This is a genomic window from Achromobacter sp. UBA2119 (genome assembly GCF_002331005.1).
In the GTDB taxonomy this organism is placed as follows: domain Bacteria; phylum Pseudomonadota; class Gammaproteobacteria; order Burkholderiales; family Burkholderiaceae_B; genus Achromobacter; species Achromobacter animicus.
In genome coordinates, this window is record NZ_DCYD01000021.1 from 1 (window position 1) to 3663 (window position 3663).

The window sequence follows — 3663 nt, forward strand, 5'->3', positions numbered from 1 at the left end:
GTTCGCCAATGCGACGACAAATATTCCCGACATGTTTGGGCCCGGATTCTCGGGAAGGCTGCTCGGCGCAATGCCGATCAATCCGGTGTTCGGATCGCCCAGTCATCCGCTGATGCCCGCCCCGGCCCGCCGGTATATGGTGCTGGCCGCGTTGCGACTGGCGGCGCTGGTGAAAACCATTCGCGGCTACAAAGGCCAGAGCGGCAGCGACGGCTTGAACGACACCATCAATGTCGTGGGCCACAGCCAGGGCACCTTGATCACATTGCTGGCCAATGCGTTTCTCAAGGATGAGGGCGAGCGGCCTATCGATGCGCTGGTGATGATGAGTTCGCCTTACAACCTCGTCGAGACCTTTCTTGAAAACACGCTCGTGTACCACAACCAGCAGACCACGCTCGCCCGTCTGCAGACGCTTGCGAACATCACGCAATTTCTGGGCAGCCGGCCCAACACGGTGCCCGCCATGGCGGACATGGCGGACCCGGTCAACGAGGCCTGCATTGGCGGCCTGCGATGGACGGGCGATCAATGCGGGACCACGTTGGACGGCCAGGCGGTGAGGTTTACCGAGCGGGACAACCGCGGCAATGTCTATCTGTACTTCTCGCCTGAAGATCAGACCGTGGGCATGAGCAGTGTGCAGGGAATCGGTTGGCAGGGTGTTGCGAACATGGTGTCCATCATGGAACTCGTGCCAGAGCGCTCCCAACTCAGCTGCACAGCCGAGACGTCGCGCCAGATTCTCCCCGAGAAAAGGCGTGCCATTGAAAGGACCGTGCCGGCGCTCGCGGAACTTGGGTCCAAATTCTTCCAACGGGTCTTCACTATCCGCGAACGCGAGGCTGGCCGGCACCGGGTAGGAATGCCGCCGGCTTACACCTATGAATTGCTAGCGAATGGTGAGTCGACGTGGGAAGGCACGGCGCTCGGAGGCGGCCAGAAGATGGCCCAGGCAAGTTTCGCGACCGGGCAGACGATCCAAATCAATGCGCCCGCGCTGCCACGTGCTTTCGAGGCAGACTTTGGCGCACACGGCGCGCGCGATGCCAGTCAGGCGTCAGGCGGAATCGCGCCGGTCTATGCACCGGATGACCCGATCGACGCATCGATTGCCGTGACCAATGGGGGCATCAACCATTTGGGATCGCGTTTCGTCGACCTGCCGGAGAGCGCTGGGCCCTTGACGGCGGCGCATCGAAATCAGGCGCGGGCCATGGCGTTAGCCCCGGAACTGGAAGCGCAACTGACCGACCTGAATGATCCGGCGCGCAATCCTTACAAGGCGCCGAACAACAACGCATGGGCCGCCGACTGGCACCGCATCACTTTCGCGTCCTATAAGGGCGACAGGCGCTTTTGGGTGAACTATCAGGAAAGCCCGAACGAGGCGCGCCGGCGTCGCATGAACGCCGCCATGGCCGAGCAGAACGCGTACTCGTTTCATTCCGCCATCCCGATGAACAAGGAGCACAGCCGACGCGCGCTGGCCTATGACCTGGCATTGGGCCAGGCGCGCAGCATCGATGATGAGGAGTTTTATACGTATTTGTGTCGGGTGGCGGACTGGCGGTTGGGGTGGGAGGAGTTTGGCGGTCAGCGCAATCAAGAAATGTCCGACGAGCAGCCGCCAGATGCCGTGTCGCTTCGCTTCTACAACGAAGAGCCTACCGATCGAAGGGCTTTGATAAACGACACGGACGAATATCGGAAGACGGGTCTTTTGCCGATGGTTGCCGCTAGCGCGCAGCGCCCGACCGCAGTGATAAGTCAGACGGTGGGCGATGTCCTCTTCGGCCGCCAATCCCAGTCCTGCGAAGAGAACGCGGCATGAAGCATTTCAAACCTGTCACCGTCATTCCCTTGTTGCTCGCCGCACTGTCCGGCGCACCCGTGGTTGGCGCGCCGCCGCTGCAGGCTTGGCCACTTGCCGACATCGCATGTCCGTTGCCGCCCGTGCCGATTGAATACCAACTCAGGGATCAACAGGCTCCAACATCCACGCAGGGATCCATCATGACCACCACGCAAGCCCCTCTTCCAAGCGCACGCCTGGCCACACTCGATATTGTCCGCGTTGGGCTTAGCCTTGACGTGTACCGCCAGGGCCAGGCGTGGGCACATCTGCAGGCGCAGAACAATGCACAGCCTCAGGCCCTGCACGTGGGAACTATCTTGCCGATGAACCCCGAGCGTTATCCGGTTCTGGCGGATCTCAAGGATATGGCTTGGGAGATGCGAATGTCGCATGCGTTGGAACTTGGGCTGCAGGGCTTTCCTGAACGCTGGCCGATACCGACGCTGACGGTTGTTCGAGACTATGACCCGAATGCGGACGACCTTCGGGTTCCCCCAGATCGGGTCTCTCGAATGCTGAAAAATATGGCGAACAATCAAAGAGCCCCGGCCGGCCTGCATTGGCACAAAATCCGGCAATTGGAACCGGCGGGGGTCTGCAACACTACGCCGGAGTTCGTAGTGGAACATCTGTTCCGACTGTTCGAGGCTAATCCGGACATGCCCGCGCTGCTCGTGTACTCGGTAGAAGGCTACAACATCGCCCGCGTCTTGAGCCAGCGTCACAAACCTCCGATCGGCGTAGGCACCGGCCCGCGCCAGCCCGGCGAACTGACCGACGCGGTGGTTGCGTTGATCGTGGCGCGCCCCGAACGTTTGAACTGGCTGCGCGCCTATGCGCCGTACACCAAACCCAACGCCCGAAACGACATCGATTCGGCCTTCACCGGCTGGAAGCGTCAGCCTCCGAAGGCGTTCACGCCGACGCCTTCGTTTCCCGAACCCATCACGGAGCAGGGCTTCAAGCAGTGGGATCGCCTGCGGGTGCTTGCGCAACTGCATCGGCCGGTGGAGGTTTCCCTGATGGAGGACAACCAGACCGGCAAGCCCTTGAAAGACCAGGCTCGCCAGGCGGCGCTGGCCAGCGCTTGGCAGCGGGCCACCATGGGGATCATCGATGCGCCCGCCCGGGTGTTCTACGACACCGGCAGCCCGACGGGCGGGCTGGCCGACCTGGCGCCCGCGCTGGCCGCCGCGCAAAGCACGGTGGATCCCTTGGACTCCATGCAGAGCTATGACCTCACGCAGCGCCTGGGTGACACCGGCGCCTCCTCGCCCTTTGTCGGCATTGCGCTGGCGACGATGGGAAGCTACCTGAACGCCGACACCAGCGTCGTGATGCCGCTGCGCCAGCGCGGCAAGGCCACGGTGATTGCGATCACCTCGGCAACGCCCGGCCAGAAGCCGGAAATCGATCCCTTCGACGTCAAGCTGCGGCCCCAGCACTCGAAATACAGCGAGGCGCCGTCGCCCGAGTTCAAGGAGCAGTTCGCCAGTCTGGTGCGCGAAAGCCAGCGCCATCAGCCGGCGCCAGAACCCTATATCGATCCGGCCAAGGTGGCGTATGAACAGCGGTTGCTCGATGCGTTCATTGCTTCAGCGCCGGATTCTGACCTGCCATAGGAGCGCGAGAGGCCCATGGATGTTTTATTCGAGACGGACGACTGAGGCCGTCATTGCGAATCGCAAGAGTTCATCTGGATGAGGTTCCGTCGTGGGCATGGCAAAACCGGCTCTCATACGGGGCGGTGGCGCAGGTCATTTCTCTCCCTACTCAACTCCCTCTCACCACTCGAGGAAAGCAAA

General features: G+C 62.0%; 2 protein-coding genes. Both read left to right on the forward strand.

Going from position 1 to position 3663, the window contains the following annotated elements; translation table 11 throughout:
- On the forward strand, nucleotides 1–1834 hold a 1834-nt coding region (locus B3098_RS27460), incomplete at its 5' end, for a T6SS effector phospholipase Tle3 domain-containing protein (protein WP_286900344.1).
- Nucleotides 1831–3480 (forward strand): type VI lipase adapter Tla3 domain-containing protein, encoded by a 1650-nt coding sequence (locus B3098_RS27465; RefSeq protein WP_286900345.1) that lies wholly within the window; start codon nucleotides 1831–1833, stop codon nucleotides 3478–3480. The genes B3098_RS27460 and B3098_RS27465, both read left to right, overlap by 4 nt.
- The last annotated feature ends 183 nt before the right edge of the window (nucleotides 3481–3663 follow it).

Coding starts and splice junctions, on each gene's coding strand:
- B3098_RS27465 (WP_286900345.1), top strand. CDS start 1,831: ATGAAGCATTTCAAACCTGTCACCGTCATTCCCTTGTTGCTCGCCGCA.